The sequence below is a fragment of the Soehngenia saccharolytica DSM 12858 genome, assembly GCF_059568515.1.
This window is the reverse complement of sequence record NZ_JCANTN010000016.1, coordinates 1-22923: the sequence shown is the minus strand read 5'-3', so window position 1 is coordinate 22923 and position 22923 is coordinate 1. Positions and strand designations below refer to the sequence as shown.

Below are 22923 nucleotides of genomic sequence, written 5' to 3'. Positions count from 1 at the left end.
ATATGTTCATATATAATATAACTCAAACAAAAATATTATTCAAGCATTATTTGTAACTTAATTGTTACACATTTTTAATTTTATAAAGGTATAATATCAATGAAAGGAGATTCAGAGATGAAAAAGATTAGTTTATTTTTGTGCTTATTAGTGTCAACATCAATGATTTTAACAGCCTGCCAACCATTAAACAGTAGTGAAGACACTGATAATAAATATATATTAAACAAAATATTACCTAAGGAGATAGATTTACCTCTTGCAAAAGAAAGCTTAAATCAAGAGGAAACCAAAAAAATAATAGAAAAATACTTGAATTTATTGAATCAAAACTTTGATGTTGACTTGGAAAATTACGACATTGGTGATCTAGATGGTGATAGCATAGATGAGATTGTGATGTATGTCAATGAAGAATCAGGTAAAGATAACAAAGGGAAACTATTGGTCTATTCATACGATGGAGAAGGATATTTTTTGCTAGATGAAATCGAAATAAAGTTTGATAAGAAAAATATAGAACTTCGGGTAGGGAAAATATCTGATGATAAAGAAGGAATAATAATTAGCAATTTGGCTAATGATGAAACAACGGTAATATATGTCTATATTATAGACGATGGAAAACTTGTAACTGCTATAAACCCTAAAAAAGTTAATTTATTCTCCATAAATGGAAGTTCTGAAATTAAAGATATTGATGGAGATGGAATATTGAATTTTAACATTTGTACTTATGATCCAGAAGCGGATAAAAATGAAGATTCTAAAATAGTCATTTGGTACAAGTGGGATGGCAAGGACTCGGCTAAGGTTGTAAGAAAAGAATATTTAAGTGAAGAAAGTGAAGAATACGACATAAATCAAAAATATAGTGTTATAAGCGCAAATGCTTTAACAATTGATGACTTATATAGCAAAGCAGATGAAATGACAAAAACAGAGTTTTCTGAGCTATTAAGTGAATATTTAATGCTGATTGACAGTGATCTTGAAAATCAAAATATTGAACTAGCTAAAAATATTTTTGGCACTGACAAACGCAAATACGATTATTTGTTTAATAATCATGAGTCAATAGGGATTGATGAGCTTAAAAAAAGGACAACTCTCATAGAAGATAAGGAACTGAATGACTATTTAACCAATAACATAAAAAAAGGTTATATGATCACTAAGAAAGATGGTAAGTTAGAGTTAAAAATAGATTATGATTATTTTATAAAATCATTTGATGGTTCGCTTACGAACGAGATGTTAAGCTATCTAAGGATAAAAGATGCTTATGAAAACCGACCTATTACTGACGGAACTATTCTTCTAGTGGATAAAAATGAAATAGCAATGAGGTTGAGTGAAATAGAAAATTTTAGGCTAGTATTTCCTTACTCTACTTTATTAGATGAAGTACTAAATATTTATAATAGCTATTTAGACGCATTGTTGTTTTTAGATGATGAAAAAGAGAATGTTACAAAATCTGAATACAAAATAGATGCTGAATACAAAGAAGAACTAGTAAAAATAAAAGAAGCTTATCCTAAAACTTATTTTTCGGAGTTGATTGAGAGAATGTTGACATTAGTTGAAGGTATAGGCGGTGGAGCTATTACACCTACAATAAAAGATTATATCAGGGATATATTTTAAATAAAAGCACCTATTCTAGGTGCTTTTATTGTGCAATTTATTTATTCGCTCAATTAATTAATATGGAAAATTTTTAATTTTTATAGATATTCTGTAGTGATTTTGCATTAATTTATATGAAGATTTATTATATTATTAAGCATTTCATAAAATAATAGTATTTGACAGAATGATAACAATGAATTATATTATGTATAGATACATTTCTATATGAGGAGGGATAAGTTGTTCAACTGGATTAATAATCAAATACTCAAAATGGAATGGCTTTCAGATATAGTCGCAAATTTAGTTACAAAAGTTATAGGGTTAGACATAAATTCAAGACTTGGTGCGAGCATACATTTTTTCATTTATGATTCAATTAAAATATTTATTTTGTTATCTGTCCTTATATTTTTAATATCCTATGTTCAAAGTTATTTTCCACCTGAAAGAACAAAAAAGATTTTAGGGCGATTTCATGGAATTGGCGCGAATACTTTAGCTGCATTATTAGGTACTGTGACTCCATTTTGCTCTTGCTCATCAATTCCTTTGTTTATAGGATTCACAAGTGCTGGCTTGCCATTAGGAGTTACTTTTTCATTCCTAATTTCATCTCCTTTAGTGGATTTAGCATCAGTAATACTTTTAGCTAGCATTTTCAATTGGAAAATTGCGATTGCATATGTAGTAGTAGGCGTTATATTAGCTGTAATAGGAGGAACAACAATAGATAGTCTTCACATGGAAGAATACGTTGAAGAATTTGTTTACTCTACAAACCAACTTGACGAAGATGCTGAAGAACTTGGGTATAAAGATAGAATTGCCTTTTCAAAAGAACAGGTTAAAGATATTGTTGTCAGAGTATGGAAATATGTTTTAATTGGAGTGCTGATCGGTTCTTTAATTCACAATTACATTCCTGAGAATATAATAAATTCGATTTTAGGCAAGGATAAATGGTACTCTGTTTTAATTGCGACGATAGTGGGGATTCCTATGTATGCAGATATATTTGGCACTTTACCTATTGCAGAAGCGTTAGTTGCAAAGGGAGTTGGTCTGGGTACTGCTCTGTCATTTATGATGTCGGTTACGGCACTATCTCTTCCTTCAATTATCATGCTTTCAAAAGTAGTAAAAAAGAAATTATTAGGACTTTTTATAGCTTTAGTAACTGTTGGAATAATTATCATAGGCTACACATTTAATTTCATATCATATTTATTTATATAGGGGGGTTATTTATATGATTATTAAAATTTTGGGTTCAGGATGTAAGAAATGCAATGAGTTAGAAGAAAATGCTAAAGAAGCAGTAAAAGAGGTTGGTTTAAATGCAGAGATCATTAAAGTAACAGATTTCAAAGAAATTGCAAAATACGGAGTTATGACAACACCTGCACTGGTTATCGACGAGAAAGTGGTGTCTAAGGGGAAAGTTCTAAAGAAAGATGAAATAAAAGAAGTTCTATCTAAATAGTATTCTAATCATATAAAAGACTAGAATATCAAAGTTTAACAAAAATTTCTTTAAATTTATGTTAAATATATACAAAAAGGCTTGTTAAATAAATCTTGAAAACGCTTTGGTATTTAGATATAATAAAGCTAAGACGTCACTATCTAAATATTAAGGGGGAATAGACCAATGAAGAAATTTTTAGTAATTGCAATGTCAATGATATTGTTAATTGCTAGCTTAGCTGGATGCAGTTCAGGTGGAAGCGAAGGTGCAGAAATCGCTTTGATTACTGATAAAGGGAATATTGATGACAAATCATTTAACCAAGGTGCTTGGGAAGGCGTAAAAGCTTTCGCAGAAGCAAACAATATTTCACATACTTACATTAAACCTGAAGAAGCATCAGATGCAGGCTATTTAGCAGCAATCGATCTTGCAGTTCAAGGTGGAGCAAAAGTTATTGTAACTCCAGGGTTCTTGTTTGAAGTTCCAATTTATCAAGCACAAGATAAATATCCAGATGTTAAATTTATATTGCTTGATGGAGCACCACATAATGCAGACTACACAGACTTTAAAACAGGTCCAAATGTAGCAAGTATAATGTATGCTGAAGAGCAATCAGGATTTTTAGCAGGATATGCAGCAGTTATGGATGGAATGACAAAATTAGGATTCATGGGTGGAATGGCAGTACCTGCAGTTCAAGCTTTTGGGTATGGATTCCTACAAGGAGCTGAATATGCTGCTAATGAATTAGGATTACCAGATGGTTCAGTTAAAGTTACTTATCACTACACTGGAAATTTTGAAGAAAACGACACAAACAAAGCTACAGCTAAAACTATGTATCAAGAAGGCGTAGAAGTAATATTTGCTTGTGGTGGTTCTGTAGGTAAGAGTGTTATGTCAGCAGCACAAGAAGCTGGCGGAAAAGTTATAGGTGTTGACGTTGACCAAAGATATGATAGTGAAACAGTTATCACATCAGCTACAAAAGGTTTAGCTGCATCAGTACAAAGCGTACTTGAAGCAATCTACAAAACTGATAGCTGGGAAAATTATGCAGGTAAGACAACAGTATTTAATGCAGCAAATGACGGTGTTGGTCTTCCAACAACTGTAATTGGAGATGAAAAAGCAGATGCATTTGACAGATTTGAGAAATTTACAAAAGAACAATATGATGCAATATTTGCAAAATTAAAGAATAATGAAATTGAAATTATTCGTACAATTGATGTAGCAGATCCAACAGGCTATGCGACTGCAGAAGAATTAACTCAAGGTCTAGGCTTGGTAAAAGTAGTCGTAACAACAAGATAATAGTTAATTGTTTGATTACATTTTTATGCTTCAATTGTAAGGAAAAAGGGGAAGGCGAAAGTTTTCCCCTGTTTTTTCTAATAGAAAAGATAAAAATAACTTAATATTTGAGAGTGCCCCGATAAGTTAAAGATTATCGTCTAAGTAATTTGGCACTATTTGTTGTTAGAAAAAATATGAATTGCGCAAAGGGTGAATGATGTGGAAAATGAAAACTATATAATAGAAATGCTCAATATCACTAAAGAATTCCCTGGGATAGTCGCTAATGATAATATCACCCTAAGACTTAAAAAAGGAGAGATACACGCACTATTGGGTGAAAATGGGGCTGGGAAATCAACTTTGATGAGTGTTCTATTTGGTCTTTATCAACCTGAGAAAGGTGAAATCAGGAAAAATGGAGAAGTAGTAAAGATTAACAATCCAAATGATGCAAACGATTTAGGAATAGGAATGGTTCATCAGCATTTTAGATTAGTTGAAGTTTTTACAGTTCTTGAAAACATAATACTTGGGGTAGAACCTACAAAAAATGGATTTCTAGATATGGATCAAGCAAGAGAAAAAGTAGTCGATTTAAGCCAAAGATACGGACTTAAAGTTGATCCAGATGCTGTCATAGAAGACATATCTGTTGGCATGCAGCAAAGAGTAGAGATATTAAAGATGCTTTATCGCGATAATGAGATACTGATATTTGATGAACCGACAGCTGTGTTGACGCCTCAAGAAATAGCTGAATTATTGCAAATAATGAAAGATTTAGCAAATGAAGGAAAGTCGATATTATTTATTTCACATAAATTGAATGAAATAATGGCAGTAGCAGATAGATGCACAGTACTAAGAAAAGGTAAGTGCATGGGAACAGTTGAGATAAAAGATACTACTAAAGAAGAACTATCGAGAATGATGGTAGGTAGAGAAGTTTCACTTAAAGTCGATAAGAAAGAAAGCCAACCGGGAGAGGTTGTACTTTCTATTAGAAATATGACAGTTCCTTCAAAAATTCATAAAAATAATGCGGTAAGAGATGTCTCATTTGATGTAAGAAGAGGAGAGATAGTTTGTATCGCTGGAATTGATGGAAATGGGCAAACTGAGTTGGTTCAAGCATTAACAGGACTTGAAAAAATGACATCAGGACAAATCAATTTATGCGGTAAAGACATATCAAAAGCTTCAATAAGACAAAGATCAATAGCAGGCATTAGCCACATACCAGAAGATAGGCAGAAATATGGACTTGTATTGGATTATACTCTAGAAGAAAATCTAGTACTGCAAAGATATTGGCAGCCTCAATTTCAAAATAAAGGATTTATAAAATTTGATGAAGTTAGAAAATACGCTTTAAGATTAATTGACAAATTTGACATTAGAAGTGGACAGGGGCCAATTACGGTTGTAAGGAGCATGTCTGGAGGAAATCAGCAAAAAGCGATTATTGCTAGAGAAATGGATAAAGATCATGAATTATTAGTTGCAGTTCAACCTACTAGAGGTCTAGATGTTGGAGCTATTGAGTACATTCACAAAATGTTGGTAGAAGGCAGAGACAGCGGGAAGGCTGTACTATTAGTTTCATTAGAATTAGATGAAGTACTAAATGTTAGCGACAGAATACTTGTAATGTATGAAGGCGAGATAGTAGGACAGTTAGATCCTAAAGAAACAACTGATGAGGAATTGGGTTTATACATGTCAGGTGCAAAAAGAGACAATGTAAAGGAGATATACAATGCAGGATAAAAATGGTATGAATTCAAAAACAAATGAAAAGAAAAAATTTAGTGAAATTAAAGGATTTTCATCATTTACTTCTGCTTTGATGGCTATTGTTGTAGGACTATTGTTTGGATTTATTGTAATGCTATTAGCAAATCCGAACAATGCAGTTGCAGGATTTAGATATGTCCTTCTAGGTGGGCTTGGCAGATTTGGAGATGTTCTATATTTTGCAACTCCAATTCTTATGACAGGTTTATCTGTTGCTTTTGCGTTTAAAATGGGGCTATTTAACATAGGGGCTTCAGGACAGTATACTATGGGGATGTTTTTTACGCTTTATGTTGCATTCATGTTTAACTTACCTCCTAGCATACACTGGATAGTAGCAATATTAGCTGGAATGATAGGTGGAATGTTATGGGGATTTATACCAGGAATATTCAAGTCGCTGTTAAACGTCAATGAAGTAATCACTTCAATCATGACTAACTATATAGGAATGTACTTGGTGGATATGCTCATAAGAAGCAATGAAGCAATGTACATCCCATCAATGACCAGAACAAAATATATACCGCAGCAAGTTCAAATAAGATCACTTGGTATTGCTGGATCAAATGTAAATTTTGGAGTAATATTTGCAATTTTAATTGCTATATTACTGTATGTAGTTTTGCAAAGAACTACATTTGGCTATGAGCTTAAAGCAACTGGATATAATAAACACGCAGCACAATATGCTGGAATGAACGGCAAGAGAAATATAATTCTCACAATGGTAATTGCAGGAGGATTGGCAGGCCTAGGAGGAGCATTTGCAATATTGGCACCATCGGAAATAGCAGGAAGTAGTATGACATATGAACCAATAAATGTAATTGCGGCAAATGGATTTAACGGAATAGCAGTTGCATTGCTTGGGAACTCACATCCAATAGGAACTATTTTTTCAGCTTTATTTATATCATATATTCAAAGAGGCGGCACTTTAGCAAGCTTAGTTGGATATAAACCTGAGATCATAGATTTAGTTATTGCTGTAATTATTTACTTCTCAGCATTTGCAGCAATAATGAGCTCTGGGATACGTAGAATTTTTTCAAACAGAAGGGAAAAAGAGAGTTTAATTACTGAACCACAGATTGGAGAATCTTCAGAAAATGTAGATTCTGGTGGAAATGACGAAATTGAAAAGAATACAAATAAGGAGGCAGAATAATGGATACTTTTTATTATTTAGTTCAAAATATGCTTCCTGTATCAATACCACTTTTATTAGTAGCTTTAGGTGGAATGTTTACTGAACGAAGTGGAGTAATTAATATAGGACTCGAAGGGACAATGCTTACAGGTGCTTTTGCAGGTGCGTTATTTGCTTTTGCTGTACAAGGTTCAGGCCTATCACCAAACATGATACTTTTACTAGGTATGATTGTAGCTGCAATTGCAGGCGCTATATTTGCTCAACTACTTTCTTTTGCTGCAGTTACTATGAAAGCAAATCAAGTAATTGTTGGGACAGCAATGAATATGATGATGCCAGCGTTGATACTGTTGATTTCGAAGATGTTTTTTAACAGCGATGGAATAACTACAAACGTAAGATATTTTATCAGAGAAGTCCCTGTTTTGAGTGGAATACCAGTAATTGGAGATTTGTTTTTCAAAAACACTTATTTAACAGTGCTTATAGGATTCTTGATTTTGATCATATCAACACTAGTTTTATATAAGACTAAATTTGGACTTAGGCTAAGAGCCTGTGGAGAACATCCACATGCAGCAGATTCAGTAGGCATAAATGTATCTAAAATGAGATATATTGGCGTTACTATCTCCGGTATATTAGGAGGCTTAGGAGGATATTTTTACTCAGTGGGAATAACTGATGGAAATATAAACGGCCATAATGGGGTAGCAGGATTCGGATTTTTAGCATTAGCTGTAATGATATTTGGCCAGTGGCAGCCAATTAAAATTATGTTTGCTGCTTTATTCTTCGCATTCTTGAGAACATTAGCTTATTCTATACCTTTGATACCATTCTTAGCTAATTTAAATATACCAACTGACTACTATAAAATGATGCCATATGTTGCAACAATTATAGTATTGGCTTTAACATCAAAGAATTCTCGAGCACCAAAAGCAGAAGGAATTCCATTTGATAAAGCACAAAGATAAAATAAACACCTAAGTGAAATCACTTAGGTGTTTTATCATACATAGTCTTCTCTATTAAATATACCCTTAATTTTATTTCCATTCAAAAATTCAAGGATGTTATTGACTGCAAACTCTGCAGCTTTCACCATAGAGCCTGGCACCATACCAGAGTTGTGAGGGGATCCTATGACATTAGGTAATTCCACAAATGGATAATCAACTTTAAACTCTCCATGTCTAAAAGGCTCAATCCACCAAGCGTCAATGCCAGCTTTAAATTCAGGATGGTTTAAAAGATGCTCATACAAATCCTTTTGATTTATAATTTCTCCACGGGCTACATTTATTAATATTGCATCACTCTTCATATTGCTAAATTCTGTCTTTCCAATCATACCTTTAGTCTTTTGAGTGAGTGGTATAGTGATAAATATAAAATCTGACTGGCTCAAGACATAGTTTAAATCATCAACAGTACCGGCAAAGAACACATCTAAATCAGTTTTTCCAGTAGTGTTAACTGCATAAATCTTTGGCTCGAATGGTTGAAGAAGTTTATAGATTTCCTTGCCAATTCCACCAAAACCAATAATCGCAAAATTTGCTCCATGAAGAAGTTTACTTTTGCTTGATTGATCAAATATTCCTTCTTGCAATTTTTTATGATTCACAAATAAATTTTTAGAAAGCGACAATGCCATCGCCAATGCATGCTCTGCCATTGCCTGAGCATATGCACCAACATTTCCAGCTACCATAAGGTTATCGGGGAAAATCTCAAATGGCAAGTGATCACCACCTGCTGACAAAAGTTGCATTAATTTAACATTTTTAAAGTATTTATATTCTTCATCATCAAATTCTCTAATTGGATTCCAAGAAAATACTATGTCAGCATTTTTTATAGCCTCTGCTCTGTCTGGTTCATTTTCCAAAAAATAAATATTTGCTTTTTCTGACAATTTATTCTCTATTATTTCTCTTTGCTTGGAATTTGGAGTAAAACTTACTAGTATATTTTGTTTCAAATTAACACGACCTTTCTATTTTACTATTAAATAGATACCCTTCAATGCATTTACATTAAACAAAATTTTAATATACCATTGACACTTATAATAAAAGCTGTTACACTCAATTTGAAATAAGAAATATAGCTCATATAAATCCCATAATAAGGTTGGGATGTTTCTACAAAGTGACCGATAATCATTTGTCTATGAGCGAAAGTGTACCTAGGGTTCTTTTTAAGAGACCAAGCGGTACAGATGTCTTTGGACATTACACCGGAGGGATAAAAGCCCAGGCGGGTAGGTTTCGCATACGACCTACCCACCTGGGCTATATTTTTTACTAATATTTTAAGGAGGTCTTTTATGGTTAATTTAAGCAATTCTGATTTAGTGTACTCCGGTAAGACGTTAGGCTCTTTGTCAATTGTTGGGGTAGGATCAATTTTGATCCTGCTCCAATACTATATTTAAGAACAGCCGTAGGCTATTTTTTACTAATATTTTAAGGAGGTCTTTTATGGTTAATTTAAGCAATTCTGATTTAGTGTACTCCGGTAAGACAAAAGATGTTTATAGGTTAAAAGATGGAAATTATGTTTTAAAATTTAAAGATGATGTGACAGGAGAAGACGGAGTATTCGACCCAGGAGCAAATAAAGTTGGTCTTACGATTGAAGGGGCAGGTAAGTCTGGGCTTAGGTTAAGTACTTACTTTTTTGAACTCTTCAATAAAAAAGGAATACCCACACATTTTATCTCATCGGATATTGACAGCAATACTATGACAGTTTTACCTGCTAAACTGTTTGGAAAAGGTGTAGAGGTAATAGTTAGATATAGAGCGGTGGGAAGCTTTTATAAAAGATATGCATTATATGTTGAAGAAGGAAGAAAAATAGGACCATATGTTGAATTCACTTTAAAAGATGATTTAAGAGATGATCCTTTGATAACAGAAGATGCACTTCAAATATTAAATATTATGAGTAAAGAACAGTCAAATAAAATTAAAGGTATGGCAGTTGAGATAGCAGAGATTGTAAGAGAAGAATTAGAAAAAAAGGGTATAGAATTATATGATATTAAATTTGAATTTGGAAGAATAACAGAAGATAATCACATCGGATTGATTGATGAAGTGTCAGGTGGGAATATGAGAGCCTATAAAGATGGTGTGTATATAGAACCATTGACACTTGAAAAAATAATGTTAAATAATTAATTAAAAGTAATTAGATTAAATTTTATGCACCGAAAGTGTACCTAGGGTTCTTATTAAAAGACCGAGCGGTACAGATGTCTTATGGCATTACACCGAAGGGAGAAAAGCCCAGGCGGGTAGGTTTCGCAGATGACCTACCCGCCTGGGCTTAAAATTTTAGGAGGTTGAAAAATGAAAAATTTTAGAATCATGATTGAAAAAAAGAAAGATTTTAATGTAGAGGCAATAAAACTAAAAAAAGATGCTAAATTTCTCGGCATAGAAAAATATGACGATATAACTGTATTTAATGTTTATGATTTATTTAACGTTGACGAAGAAAAACTAAATGAAATAGTTGAAAAGATTCTGTTTGAACCAAACATTGACAATATATACTCCGGTGAATTAAATCTAAACAATGGGGAATTGGCTTTTAGATTTGAATACAACAAAGGGCAATTTGATCCAAGACAAAATGCCACAGAAATACTTATAAATAAATACTTAGGATATGAAGACTCATCTGTAAAAGTATCAAAGATCATTTTAGTAAAAGGCATGTCAAAAGAAAACTTCTCTAAATTAAAATCCTACTATATAAATCCAGTAAACTCTAAAGAAGTGCCTCTTAACTTAATAAGTGAAGATAAAGAAGAAATAGAACCTAAAGAGATTGAAATCATCGATAATTTTGTAAATTACTCAGAAGATGAGTTAATAGAATTAAAGGAAAAATACAATCTAGCACTTGACTTAGAGGATCTTCTATTCATAAAAGATCATTGCAAAAAAACCATGAAAAAACCCACTATTACAGAAATTAAAATCCTTGATACCTATTGGTCAGACCATTGTAGACACAAGACTTTTATGTCAGAGATAACTGAAATAAAGCTTGAAGATGGAGATTATAAAAGCTTATTTGAAAATGTGCTCAAAGAATACATGAAGTCAAGAGAATACGTTCACAACAACAATAAACCTATATGCTTAATGGATTTAGCAACGATAAATATGAAAGAAATCGAAAAAAACGGTAAGCTAACGGACAGAGAAATTTCTGAAGAAGTCAATGCTGCAAGCATAGAAGTTGAAGTCGATGTAAATGGAGAGAAAGAGAAATGGCTATTGATGTTTAAGAATGAAACACATAACCATCCAACTGAAATAGAGCCATTCGGTGGGGCTGCTACTTGTCTAGGCGGGGGTATTAGAGATCCACTTTCTGGAAGAGGCTATGTTTATCAAGCAATGAGAATTACAGGGGCAAAGGATCCAAGGACAAAATTTGAAGATACATTGCAAGGGAAACTTCCTCAAAGAAAAATCACTACTATGGCAGTTGAAGGATACAGTTCATATGCATATCAAATCGGTGGAGCCTCTGGATATATAAAAGAATTTTATGATGACGGTTTTGAAGCGAAGAGATTAGAATTAGGGGCTTTAGTAGCAGCAGCACCAAAGGACTGGGTAAGAAGAGGAGTTCCTAAACCTAATGATCTTGTATTACTTGTTGGTGGAAAGACTGGAAGAGATGGATTGGGAGCAGCTGTTGGGTCGTCAGTAGAGCAGAAAAAAGACACATTGATAACAGCAGGAGCTCAAGTCCAAAAAGGAGACCCTCAAACTGAAAGAAAAATTGTGAGACTTTTTAGAAATGAAGAAGCTTCAAAGATGATTAAACGATGTAATGACTTTGGTGCTGGTGGAGTAGCTGTAGCTGTTGGAGAATTAGCAGATGGATTGTTAATTGATTTAGATAAAGTACCGACGAAGTATGAAGGAATGGATGGCACAGAAATAGCTCTATCAGAGTCTCAAGAAAGAATGGCGATAGTTATAGATGAAAATGACTTGGAAAAATTTAAAAAATTAGTAGAAGAAGAAGATTTAGAAGTAGCAGTTATAGCAAAGGTAACAGAAGAAAAACGAATGAAGATGCTTTGGAGAAATAAAATAATAGTTGATTTAGAAAGAAGCTTTCTTGACACAAACGGAATTAGAAAAAAAGCAAAAGTTCATGTAGTATCTCCTTTAAAAGAGAAATCGGTGTTTTTAGATAAAATGAATTCTAACAAAACGAATGCTGAAAGATTTATTGATAATTTAAAAGATCTGAATTGCTGTTCTCAAAAGGGATTAATCGAAAGATTTGACAATACAATTGGTAAAAATGCAGTGGTTGTTCAGCTTGGAGGGAAAGAAAAGTTGACGCCTCAAGTTGGAATGGCTGCTAAATTTCCAGTCATGGGCAAACACACAAACACTGCTTCTATAATGACATGTGGATATGATCCTGAAATAGCTAAGTGGAGTACATTCCATGGGGGTTATTACGCTGTTATTGACTCAGTAGCGAGAGTAATAGCTTTGGGAGGGGATTACAAAAGAATAAGATTGTCTTTCCAAGAATTCTATGAAAGCTTAGGAGAAGATCCTAAAAAATGGGCTAAACCATTTACATCCTTATTGGGAGCATATAAAGTGCAAAAAGAACTAGAGATTCCAAGTATCGGCGGGAAGGACAGCATGAGTGGGAGCTTTGAAAATATTAATGTAGCACCATCGCTGTTTAGTTTTGCAGTATGTGTTGAAAACAGTGAAAATATAATTTCTCAAGAATTTAAAGCAACAGATTCCCTAGTAATTGAAGTCATGTTAAAAAGGGATGAAAATGACTTAGTCGATCTAGATAGTTTAAAGTATAATTACAGCTTAATTAAAAAATTAGTTGATGAAAAGAAAATACTTTCTTCAAATGTAATTAGTCATGGAGGATTAGCAAAAGCAATATTTGAAATGTGCATAGGTAATGACATAGGCTTTAAATTTAGCAAAGAGTTTGATGACATGTATATGCCATCATATGGGAATATTATATTAGAGATTTCACAAGAGAATAAAAAAGATATATCTTCTTTAAATTATAGAGTTGTAGGAACTACACAAAAAGAAAAATGCATAAAAATCGGAGAAGAAACCCTTGAATTAGATGAATTAAAAAAAGTCTATTTAGGTGTTTTGGAGGATATATTTCCTATAAAAGAAGACATCAGAAAAGAAGTATCAAATATTGAGTACAAAGGTTCACACTCCATGAAGAACACTAAGACAATTGCTAAGCCTAGAGTATTGATACCGATTTTTACAGGTACAAATGGCGAATACGACATGATGAGTTCATTTGAAGAATGTGGAGCAATTGTAAATACATTTGTATTAAAAACATTTAACACAAGTGAAATAAAAAAATCGATTAGATTACTCTCAAATTTGCTAAAAGAAACGCAAATACTAGGACTAGCAAATGGATATTTCTTAGGAAATGAGCCCGAAACTGCGGCTAAATTATTGAAGGTCATATTTGATGATGAGTATTTAAAAGAATCAGTATATGAATTGCTGTATAAAAATGATGGACTTATTTTAGGGATAGGTTCAGGCTTTAATGCACTTATTAAACTTGGACTTATTGAACATGGCAAGTTTGTCAAAGAGAATGAACAATCGCCATCGATTGTATACAATTATTCAGGCGATTTCTATTCAAATTTTGCTGATGTAAAAGTAACTTCTAAGTTGTCCCCTTGGTTTAATGACATGGAGATAGGTTTTGAATACACACTGCCGATCGCAACAAAGGAAGGAAGAGTGTTCTTGAATGATAGAAAAGAATTGATTGAAAAAGGCCAAATATCAACTCAATTTGTAAAAAACGGAAAAGCTACCTACGATGGACTTTTCAATCCAACTGGATCTGAATTTGCTATTGAGTCTATGACTAGTCCTGATGGGAGAATATTAGGAACAGTATCTGCAATCGATAGAATTGCTGATGGAATTTACAAGAATATAGAAATTAAGGGCAAACACAAGATATTTGAATCTGGAGTAAATTACTATAAATAATGGAGGGATAACTATGAAAGTTGCAATAGTTATGGGAAGTAAATCAGATATAAAAATAGCTTTGGAAGCAAAGGAAGTATTAGATAGCTTTGGAATAGAAAACGAAATGAGAGTCATATCAGCACACAGAACTCCTAGGATAGCAATTGAATTTGCTGAAAAACTAGAGGAAAATGGGTTCGATTTGGTAATAGCAATAGCAGGTAAAGCTGCACATCTAGCTGGAGTGATAGCAAGCATTAGCGTACTTCCTGTAATAGGAGTACCAGCAAAATCGTCTACTCTAGATGGACTGGATTCTCTTCTTTCTACTGTACAAATGCCAAAGGGTGTACCAGTTGCAACAGTTGCGATAGATGGCGGTTATAATGCAGGAATACTATCGGCAGAAATTTTATCTATCAGTGATAAAACTTTAAGAGAAAAACTGAGAGCTCACAAAGAAAAGATAGAATCAGAGACAATTAAAAGCGATGAAGAAATTAGGAAATATTAATAGGGGGTCTTCTTTTGAGTGGTATAATAGGAGTTTTCAGCAAAGATAATCAAAAAGTTTCAAAATATATTTATTACGGCCTTTATGCATTACAGCATAGAGGCCAAGCAAGCGCTGGAATTTCAATAAATAACAATGGATTTATCGATTATGAAAAGAATTTAGGATTAGTTGGCGATGTATTTACTAGTGAAGTAATTAATAGACTTATTGGCAATATTGCAATAGGGCAAGTAAGATATGCATCACATTCTGAGAAAAGGTCCAAAATAAATTCAGAGCCGTTAGTAGTGGGATATAAAAATGGTGCACTCTCAATATGCATGGATGGTGCATTGGCAAATTATAAAGAATTAAGAGAAAAACTTGAAGAAAATGGTCATTTATTTCAAACTGACTTAGCTGTAGAAGTGATTGCATCATTGATTGCGAAATATCATAAAGATAGTTTGCTAGATGCGATAAAAAAGGCTCTAAGTGAAGTAAAAGGCTCTTATTCTCTAATTATAATGACTAAAGATTCATTGATTGCTGCAAGAGATCCACATGGAATAAGGCCACTTTCTATTGGCAAAATAGGTGATGACTTTATCTTTTCTTCAGAAACATGTGCTATTGAATGTATTGGAGGAGAATTTATAAGGGATTGTGATCCTAGTGAAATAGTGATTATTGATAGTAACGGAATTAGAAGCGAGAAGCTTCAAAGTAAAAAAAGAGCATTATGCATATTTGAATTAGTTTATTTAGCAAGACCAGATAGTTATATAGACAAAAGATATGTATATACATCAAGATTTAATGCTGGTGAAATCCTTTATACAGAATGCCCCATAAAAGCTGATATTGTCATTGGAGCTCCTGATTCAGGAACAGTTGCTGCAATAGGGTATGCCAAGAAATCCCAAATACCTTACACTGAAGGAATAATCAAAAATAGATATATAGGGAGAACTTTTATTGAACCAACTCAAGATATAAGAGAAGAAGGAGTGAGAATAAAATTAAACCCTTTAACTTCAAATATAAAAGGAAAAGATTTGATATTAGTAGATGATTCAATTGTCAGGGGAACGACCATCAAAAGAACTGTAGAAATGTTAAGAAACGCAGGAGCTAAAAGCGTACATGTAAGAATTGCTTCACCACCTGTAAAACACAGTTGTTTTTTAGGGGTGGACACACCAAATGAAGAGAATTTAATAGCAAATTACATGACAGTTGAAGAGATCAGAAAAGCTATAAACGCTGATTCTCTATATTTTATATCGCTTGAAGGCTTAGTCGAAGCTAGTGGTGGGAATAATGGATTTTGTAAAGGCTGCTTTAATGGTGAATATCCAGTAAAAAGATTAAAGGAGGAATAAAAATGCCTATTGACTACAAAGCTTCAGGAGTAGATGTAGATGCTGCAAACAAAGAAGTCGATCTGTTGAAAGATATAGTTAAAAAGACATACACAAAAGGAGTGCTTTCAGATTTAGGGGGGTTCTCAGGACTATTTGAAATAGATACTAATGAGTATAAAAATCCAGTCTTAGTATCTGGAACAGATGGAGTAGGTACAAAATTGAAATTAGCATTTATGATGGATAAACACGACACTGTTGGCATCGACTGTGTAGCTATGTGCGTAAACGATGTTTTATGTCAAGGTGCAAAGCCACTATTTTTTCTTGACTATATTGCTACTGGGAAATTGATACCTGAGAAGATGGCACAGATCGTTTCGGGAGTTGCGAAAGGTTGTTTAGATAGTGGATGTGCATTAATAGGTGGAGAAACTGCTGAAATGCCTGGATTTTATGCTGATGGTGAATATGATATTGCTGGATTCTGTGTCGGAATAGTAGATAAACAAAAAATAATAACAGGCGAAAATATAAAGCCAAATGATTTGATTTTAGGACTTCCTTCATCAGGAGTTCATAGCAATGGGTTTTCTCTTGTTAGAAAATTATTTTTTGAAGATAACAATTACAAAGTTGATTGCTATATAGAAGAATTTGGCAGAACATTAGGCGAAGAGTTATTGACTCCAACTAGAATATATGTAAAAGAGATATTAGATTTGATGAAGAACTATGAAATTAAAGCAATGAGCCATATAACAGGTGGGGGATTCTATGAGAACATTCCAAGGATGCTAAAAGAAGGGTTAAGAGCAAAAATATATATGAGTGAATTTAATACACCTGCAGTATTTCGTTATATTCAAAAACTTGGGGAAATTGAAACAAAAGAGATGTATAGGACTTTTAATATGGGGATTGGCTTGGTGATGGTGGTTGATAAAGAGATTGCATCTGAAATAATCGCACTTTATAAATCAAAAGGTGAAGATATATATATAATAGGCGAGGTACTGGAAGGTGAGAGGAGCATAGATCTATGTCTGTAAAAAAATTAGCTGTATTGATATCGGGTGGAGGCACAAATTTGCAAGCCATAATTGATGCAACATCACAAAAAAAGATAAATGCAGAGATTAAAATTGTCATATCTAATAGAGAAGATGCTTATGGACTTGTAAGAGCAGAAAAACATGGAATTAAAAATATGTGTATAAGTTCAAAAAATCTAACTGACGAAGAATACAGCGAAAAATTATTAGAGATATTCAAAAAAGAAGAGATAGATTTTGTAGTTTTGGCAGGTTTCTTAAAAATACTCTCTAAAGATTTGGTGATGCAGTATAAAAATAGGATTATAAACATTCATCCATCATTGATTCCGAGTTTTTGTGGAAAAGGATATTATGGGATTAAAGTTCATGAAAAAGCAATTGAATATGGTGTTAAAGTAACAGGTGCAACCGTTCATTTTATTGATGAAAATGCAGATACAGGGCCAATTATTGAGCAAAAAGCAGTAGATGTTGACGATTTTGACTCACCTAACTCTTTGCAACAGAAAGTATTATCGATAGAACACGAGATATTGGTATCGTCACTTGAAAAGCTCTGCAACGACGAACTTGTAGTGATTGGTAGAAGAGTTGTAAAAAGAGGAGGAAAAGATGAAAAGGGCATTGATAAGCGTTTATAACAAGCAAGGGATTGTTGAATTTTCAGAAAAGTTAATAGCATTAGGATGGGAAATAATATCCACAGGTGGAACATATAAAGAACTTAAACAAGCAAATATACCTGTGACAGAAATAAATGAAATAACAAAATTTCCAGAGATTTTAGATGGAAGAGTAAAAACTTTAAACCCTATCTTACATGGAGGCATATTATTCAGGAGAGATAATGAAAAGGACTTAGAAACAGTAAATAAATATGGATTATGTGAAATAGATATGGTAGTCAATAATTTCTATCCATTTGAAGAAACCATAAAAAAAGATGGGATAACTGAAGAACAAGTCATTGAAAACATAGACATAGGCGGACCTTCAATGCTAAGGGCTGCGAGTAAGAATTTTAAATTTGTAACAGTAATATTTGACAACGAAGACTATAATACTGTTATTGATGAGATAGCAAGATTTGGGGACACGACATTAGAGACTAGAAAAATACTTGCAGGGAAAGCATATTCATACACAGCATATTATGACAGTTTAGTTTCGGATTATTTTAATAGCACAAATTCTGTATTATTTCCTAAACATCTCACAATGGGCTATAAGAAAAATAGCGATCTTCGATATGGAGAAAATCCACATCAAAAAGCGGCTCTATATGAGAAAAATATACAAAATACCCCAAATGCAATAAACTCTAAGAAACTTCATGGCAAAGAGATGTCGTATAACAACATATTTGATGTGAATGCTTTATTGGAATTATTAACTGAGTTTAACGAACCCACAGCTGTGGCTATAAAACATGGCAACCCTTGCGGAATTAGTTCATCTCACGATATTTATACAGCTTATTTAAACGCATATAACGCAGATACTGAGTCAATATTCGGAGGTATAGTCGGTTTAAATAAAGAAGTAGACGAAAAGCTAGCCAGTAAACTATCAGAGATTTTTTTAGAGATAATACTTGCACCTTCATTTACTTCAAAAGCACTTGAAATATTAGAAAAAAAGAAAAACATCAGGTTATTAGAAATAGATAAATTAAATGAATTTAAGAAAGACAAAATGACTTTCAAAGCAATAAATGGAGGGCTTTTATATCAAGAAAAAGACAATTTGCTTATAAATGGCAAATTAGAAGTGGTGAGTAAAAGGAAACCAACCCCAGGAGAACTCGAAGATATGAATTTTGCATGGATAATTTCCAAATACATAAATTCAAATGGAGTTGTACTAGCAAAAGACAAGACATCTCTTGGAATTGGACTCGGAGATGTCAATAGATATTTTGCAGTTGAATCTGCTTTGAAAAAAGCAAAAGGCAATACTGAAAATTCTGTTTTAGCTTCAGATGGATTTTTTCCATTCGACGACTCAATAAAATTGTTAGCTCAACATGGGATAACAGCCATAATCGAACCAGGTGGCTCAATTAGAGATAAAGAAGTAATAGAACAAGCTGATAAAAATAATATTGCATTGGTATTTACAGGGATCAGGCATTTTAAACATTAGGAGGTGTGAGATGAAAGTTTTAGTTGTGGGAAGTGGTGGCAGAGAGCATGCAATCATCAAAAAACTATCAGAATCAGAAATGGTAGACAAAATTTATTGTGCCCCTGGGAATGGAGGGACTTTAGAACTTGCTGAAAATGTAGATATAGATTCTTTAGACATAGATAGATTAAAAAAATTTTCCATTGATAACAATATTGATTTAACAATTGTTGGACCTGAAGATCCACTGGCAAAAGGAATTGTAGATGAGTTTACAAAAGAGAACTTAGTGATTTTTGGACCTGATTTTAAATGTGCACAACTTGAAGCAAGCAAAGACTATTGCAAGAAATTTTTAATTGACAATGAGATTCCTACTGCTAAATATAATACATACTTCAATTATGAAGAGGCAGTGGCTGGATTGAATGACTTTTTATTTCCACTTGTAATAAAAGCAGATGGTCTATGCTTGGGGAAAGGCGTAACAATTTGCAATGACAAAGAAGATGCAATTGAAACTTTAAAGAGCATATTCATTGACAAAATATTCGGCTCGCAAGGAGAAAAAGTGATAATAGAAGAGTACTTAGATGGTACTGAAGCATCACTGATGTGCTTTGTATCTCACAATAAAATATATCCAATGGAAAGCGCAAAAGATTACAAAAAAATTTATGACAATGATTTTGGACCAAATACAGGAGGGGTTGGAGCTTATTCGCCAAGTCCGCTATTTACAGATGAATTTAAGAAAAAGATAAATGATAATATAATTAGAAAAATTGAAAAAGGCTTCGAAAAGTATGATTTCGATTATACTGGGATACTGTTTATTGGTTTGATGATTTGCAATTTAAATCCTTATGTGTTGGAATTTAATGTTAGATTTGGAGATCCTGAGACAGAGGTGGTATTGCCTAGATTAAAATCAGATTTATTTAAAATAATGATCGATGTAATAGATGGAAAATTAGAAGCTAAATCGCTTGTTTGGAATGAAAGACCTTCTGTTGCTGTTGTTCTAACATCTGGAGGTTATCCAAAAGAATACGAAAAAGGATATGAAATAACTGGATTAGAAAAAATAGATAAAGATGTATATGTATTTCACAATGGTACTAAGAGAGTAAATGGGAAACTTCTAACAAACGGAGGGAGAGTATTAACTATTGGCTGTGTTGACGATATGAACAAAGCAATCGAGAAAGTTTATGAAGAGATTAAAAAAATAAATTTTCATAAAATGCAATTTCGAAAGGACATAGGAAGAACTTTCTTTTTGTAAATAATCTATATTACTAAATATTTTTTAATTATGATATACTAATCTTAAGTTATAATTATAGCTGATTTTAAGGAGGAGATAGCTTGAAAACAGATGTCCAAATAGCTCAAGAGGCTAAAATGTTACCAATTAAAGATATAGCTGAAGGATTGGGTATATCTGAAGATGAAATAATCAATTATGGGAAGTACAAAGCTAAGATTTCGCTAGATGTTTACAAGAAACTGAAAGATAAGAAGGACGGAAAACTAATATTAGTAACAGCTATTAATCCAACTCCTGCAGGGGAAGGTAAAACAACTACAAACATCGGATTATCAATGGCCTTAAACAAAATTGGAAAAACCTCTATTTCTACTTTAAGAGAACCATCTCTTGGGCCTAGCTTTGGAGTAAAGGGTGGAGCAGCTGGTGGAGGATATTCGCAAGTAGTTCCAATGGAAGATATAAATCTTCATTTTACTGGAGATTTTCATGCTATAACATCTGCTCACAATTTGATTTCAGCACTTCTTGATAATCATATACAACAAGGAAACGAATTAGGCATAGATCCAAGAAGAGTTGTGTGGAAAAGGGTAATGGATATGAATGATAGAGCTTTAAGACATATTGTGATTGGATTAGGTGGAAAGCCTAATGGCATGCCTAGAGAAGATGGGTTTGACATAACAGTTGCATCCGAGATTATGGCTATTTTCTGCCTTTCTGAGAGCTTAGAAGACTTAAAAGAAAGAGTATCAAACATGATTGTTGCATATAAATTTGACGGTTCCCCAGTGTTTGTCAAAGATTTAAAAGCACAAGGATCAGTAGCACTTTTGATGAAAGATGCAGTAGCACCTAACTTAGTACAGACACTAGAAAACACTCCTGCTATAATTCATGGTGGGCCTTTTGCGAATATAGCACATGGAAGCAATTCAATATTAGCAACCAAATTGGCTTTAAAACTTTGTGAATACACAGTTACAGAAGCAGGTTTTGGTGCAGATTTAGGAGCTGAAAAGTTTTTTGACATCACATCCAGGTATGGTGGGTTCAAACCAGATGCAGCAGTTATAGTAGCAACAGTAAGAGCTTTGAAACATCACGGAGGAGCTAAAAAAGATGAATATGGATTAGAAAACTTTGATTATTTAAGCAAAGGCTTTGAAAACCTTGAAAAACATATAGAGAATTTGAAAAAGTTCGGAGTGCCTGCTATTGTTGCCTTAAACAAATTCCCAACAGACACAAAAGCAGAACTTGATTTTGTAATAAATAGATGCAATGAATTGGGAGCAGAAGCAGTATTATCTGAAGTATGGGCCAAAGGTGGAGAAGGCGGAATAGACTTAGCAAAGAAAGTTGTTGAAGTTGTTGAGAAGAATGAAGCAGATTTTAGATTTTTATATGATGTAGAAGAAAATATCAAACAAAAAATCGAAAAGATAGCTGTTGAAGTCTATGGTGCAGATGGTGTGGAATTTAGCTCCCAAGCTTTAAAACAAATTAAAGACATAGAAAAGCTAGGATTGGATAAGATGCCAATTTGTATGGCCAAAACCCAATATTCTCTATCCGACGATCCTAATCTATTGGGTAGACCAAAGAATTTTAAAATTACAGTAAAAGAGATAAAGATATCCAATGGAGCTAAATTTTTAGTTGCTTTGACTGGCGATATAATGACTATGCCAGGTTTGCCAAAAGTACCAGCGGCAAATAGCATTGACATATTGGAAAATGGGGAAATAGTAGGATTATTTTAAAGCTGGATTTTTTCCAGCTTTTTATTTACTTTTATACTTTTATACTGTAATATATATATAGATTAATAAATAAAAGACCAGCTAATTAAAGTCAATAGATTTTAGCAAAATAATATTAAATATTTTTTGAAAAATTAATAATAAAAAAATGCACACCTAATAAACCAATGATTATTGGTTTAAAAAACGAAGCTGTTATTTAAAATTGTTCTTTGAAAACTAAACATTAAATACAGATCATTAGGCTACTGAAGACCTAGTAAGAAGTAGTTCCTCATGCTCTTCTGGGGTTCTTAGCTCAAAAGGCTTTTTGTCTCTCATGACGGCGAATATAATATTTACTAATTTTCTCATTACAGCACCTAATGCAACCTTTTTGGGCTTGTTTGTACA

17 protein-coding genes, 1 pseudogene and 1 riboswitch are annotated in these 22923 nt (G+C 33.0%); of the genes and pseudogenes, 16 read left to right on the top strand and 2 right to left on the bottom strand.

Annotated elements, in window-relative coordinates; translation table 11 throughout:
• Window positions 1–117 precede the first annotated feature (117 nt).
• The 7 genes from BO51_RS05820 to BO51_RS05790 all read left to right on the top strand — a co-directional run bounded on the left by BO51_RS05820 (window position 118) and on the right by BO51_RS05790 (window position 8347).
• Window positions 118–1650 carry a hypothetical protein gene (locus BO51_RS05820; protein WP_496484843.1) on the top strand — a complete coding sequence of 511 codons (1533 nt, stop codon included), beginning with the start codon at window positions 118–120 and terminating at the stop codon, window positions 1648–1650.
• Window positions 1651–1875: 225 nt separating this feature from the next.
• The gene (locus tag BO51_RS05815) at window positions 1876–2874 is read left to right on the top strand and encodes a permease (protein ID WP_496484841.1); all 999 of its coding nucleotides are present in this window, start codon (window positions 1876–1878) and stop codon (window positions 2872–2874) included.
• 13 nt (window positions 2875–2887) lie between these two features.
• Window positions 2888–3121: a thioredoxin family protein gene (locus BO51_RS05810; protein WP_496484839.1), complete on the top strand. Its 234-nt coding sequence runs from the start codon at window positions 2888–2890 to the stop codon at window positions 3119–3121.
• 168 nt (window positions 3122–3289) lie between these two features.
• On the top strand, window positions 3290–4429 hold the full coding sequence (locus BO51_RS05805; RefSeq protein WP_496484837.1) for a BMP family lipoprotein: 1140 nt from the start codon (window positions 3290–3292) through the stop codon (window positions 4427–4429).
• 228 nt (window positions 4430–4657) lie between these two features.
• Window positions 4658–6184, top strand: coding sequence for an ABC transporter ATP-binding protein (locus BO51_RS05800; protein WP_496484885.1), 1527 nt, complete (start codon window positions 4658–4660; stop codon window positions 6182–6184).
• Window positions 6174–7382 (top strand): ABC transporter permease, encoded by a 1209-nt coding sequence (locus BO51_RS05795; RefSeq protein ID WP_496484835.1) that lies wholly within the window; start codon window positions 6174–6176, stop codon window positions 7380–7382. The genes BO51_RS05800 and BO51_RS05795 overlap by 11 nt, the downstream gene beginning before the upstream one ends.
• Entirely contained in the window at window positions 7382–8347 is a 966-nt protein-coding gene (locus BO51_RS05790; RefSeq protein ID WP_496484833.1) for an ABC transporter permease, read from the top strand. Before BO51_RS05795 ends, BO51_RS05790 begins: the two co-directional genes overlap by 1 nt.
• A gap of 35 nt (window positions 8348–8382) precedes the next feature.
• Here the strand turns inward: BO51_RS05790 and BO51_RS05785 are convergent, their stop codons facing one another.
• A complete protein-coding gene (locus BO51_RS05785) occupies window positions 8383–9357 on the bottom strand; it encodes a 2-hydroxyacid dehydrogenase (RefSeq protein WP_496484831.1) in 975 nt (324 codons plus the stop codon).
• 110 nt (window positions 9358–9467) lie between these two features.
• A riboswitch (purine riboswitch) is annotated at window positions 9468–9569 on the top strand.
• A gap of 290 nt (window positions 9570–9859) precedes the next feature.
• On the opposite strand from BO51_RS05785, the gene BO51_RS05780 reads away from it, so the two are divergent.
• The 9 genes from BO51_RS05780 (at window position 9860) to BO51_RS05740 (ending at window position 22530) form a co-directional block, all read left to right on the top strand.
• Window positions 9860–10564, top strand: a complete 705-nt coding sequence (locus tag BO51_RS05780) for a phosphoribosylaminoimidazolesuccinocarboxamide synthase (protein ID WP_496484829.1) — start codon at window positions 9860–9862, stop codon at window positions 10562–10564.
• Between the two features lie 171 nt (window positions 10565–10735).
• A complete protein-coding gene (locus BO51_RS05775; protein WP_496484827.1) occupies window positions 10736–14458 on the top strand; it encodes a phosphoribosylformylglycinamidine synthase in 3723 nt (1240 codons plus the stop codon).
• 13 nt (window positions 14459–14471) lie between these two features.
• Window positions 14472–14954, top strand: a complete 483-nt coding sequence (purE, locus tag BO51_RS05770; RefSeq protein ID WP_496484825.1) for a 5-(carboxyamino)imidazole ribonucleotide mutase — start codon at window positions 14472–14474, stop codon at window positions 14952–14954.
• A 14-nt stretch (window positions 14955–14968) separates the two neighbouring features.
• Window positions 14969–16321, top strand: coding sequence for an amidophosphoribosyltransferase (gene purF, locus BO51_RS05765; protein ID WP_496484823.1), 1353 nt, complete (start codon window positions 14969–14971; stop codon window positions 16319–16321).
• A 2-nt stretch (window positions 16322–16323) separates the two neighbouring features.
• Window positions 16324–17355 carry a phosphoribosylformylglycinamidine cyclo-ligase gene (gene purM / locus BO51_RS05760; protein WP_496484822.1) on the top strand — a complete coding sequence of 344 codons (1032 nt, stop codon included), beginning with the start codon at window positions 16324–16326 and terminating at the stop codon, window positions 17353–17355.
• Window positions 17346–18002: a phosphoribosylglycinamide formyltransferase gene (purN, locus tag BO51_RS05755; protein ID WP_496484820.1), complete on the top strand. Its 657-nt coding sequence runs from the start codon at window positions 17346–17348 to the stop codon at window positions 18000–18002. The genes purM and purN overlap by 10 nt, the downstream gene beginning before the upstream one ends.
• On the top strand, window positions 17974–19506 hold the full coding sequence (gene purH, locus BO51_RS05750; protein WP_496484819.1) for a bifunctional phosphoribosylaminoimidazolecarboxamide formyltransferase/IMP cyclohydrolase: 1533 nt from the start codon (window positions 17974–17976) through the stop codon (window positions 19504–19506). Before purN ends, purH begins: the two co-directional genes overlap by 29 nt.
• Window positions 19507–19516: 10 nt before the next feature.
• Window positions 19517–20776 (top strand): phosphoribosylamine--glycine ligase, encoded by a 1260-nt coding sequence (gene purD / locus BO51_RS05745; protein ID WP_496484818.1) that lies wholly within the window; start codon window positions 19517–19519, stop codon window positions 20774–20776.
• A gap of 83 nt (window positions 20777–20859) precedes the next feature.
• On the top strand, window positions 20860–22530 hold the full coding sequence (locus BO51_RS05740) for a formate--tetrahydrofolate ligase (RefSeq protein WP_496484816.1): 1671 nt from the start codon (window positions 20860–20862) through the stop codon (window positions 22528–22530).
• Between the two features lie 240 nt (window positions 22531–22770).
• On the opposite strand, the pseudogene BO51_RS05735 reads toward BO51_RS05740, so the two are convergent.
• A pseudogene (locus BO51_RS05735) lies at window positions 22771–22923 on the bottom strand (IS110 family transposase); the annotation flags it as partial.